We start from the raw sequence: 1,122 nt of genomic DNA, 5'->3' as shown, positions 1-1,122 counted from the left end.
GATTTTTCCCTTTCCCGCCCCCCCCCCCTGCCGGCCGCGCGCCGACCCCCCCCGCCGCACCGGCCAGACCAAACAGACCAATCACCCCTTCGGAATAGTTAAATGGCGGTGCGGCCAGCAGAAAGGCCATCGACGTCCATAGGATGCTGAAGTTGGCGAAGGTGAAACATCCCAGCAGCGCGCGGGTGCGCAGGAGTTTATCCCGGGTAAAGAGGCTGAACACGGAGGCCAGAAGCTGAGGATAGTTCAGGTGATTTTCCTGCTTCACCTTCGGCAAGCCGCGCCAGAGCGCGAGCGCCATCACCACCATCAGCACGCTTGCCACCCAGTAGACGGTACGCCAGCCGCCAAGGCTGGCCAGCAGACCTGCTACGGTACGTGCCAGCAGTATCCCCAGCAGCAGGCCGCTCATGATAGTGCCCACCACTTTGCCGCGCTTTTCCGGTGCGGCGAGGGTGGCGGCCAGTGGAACCAGAATTTGCGCCACCACGGAGAACAGACCCGTCAGCGCGGTGCCGATAATCATCATTGTTAAAGAGTGGCTGCTGGCGGTGATCAGCATGCCGCCTGCGGCCAGCAGGGTCATGGAGACAATCAGCATCCGGCGCTCAAACATATCGCCGAGCGGCACCAGGAACAGCAGCCCGGCGGCATAGCCGAGCTGCGCGGCGGTGACAATAAAGCCTGCCGAGCTGGCAGAAAGGTTAAACGCCCGGGCGATGGTATCGAGCAGAGGTTGAGCGTAGTAGTTACTGGCGACCGCCAGACCCGTTGCCACGGACATTAAAAGAATAAGCGCGGGGCTAAGCCCCTGAGATGTTTTTGTCATGGGTTTCAGAAATCATTAGTTAAGTGATTATTTTTCCGGAAACAATAATAACCAATGATTGTGAAGGATGGGGGATTGTTGGGTGATGGATTGTGCGGTTTAGGGGATGGTGCGGTCTGGTGCCCTCACCCTAACCCTCTCCCACAGGGCTGAGGGTTCCCCAGTAATTTTTTACCGGAAGCGATGAATGTTGCTTCAGGAAAATGAATGACTTACAGCGACGCCCTGGTCCGGCTGTAAATCGCTGAGGCGTTTCCTGCAGGCCGGGGCGAGGCGCAGGGGGGGGGCGGGGG

General features: G+C 59.3%; 1 protein-coding gene. It reads right to left on the bottom strand.

Annotated features, from left to right (window positions below; translation table 11 throughout):
• A partial coding sequence (locus tag AK59_RS0123405) for an MFS transporter (RefSeq protein WP_032618806.1) occupies positions 1–829 on the bottom strand: 829 nt, incomplete at its 3' end.
• Between the last annotated feature and the right edge of the window lie 293 nt (positions 830–1,122).

The sequence above is a fragment of the Enterobacter sp. T1-1 genome (genome assembly GCF_000710795.1).
Classification (GTDB): Bacteria; Pseudomonadota; Gammaproteobacteria; order Enterobacterales; family Enterobacteriaceae; genus Enterobacter; species Enterobacter cloacae.
The sequence above is the reverse complement of the archived record's forward strand: the minus strand, read 5'-3'. Positions and strand labels throughout refer to the sequence as shown.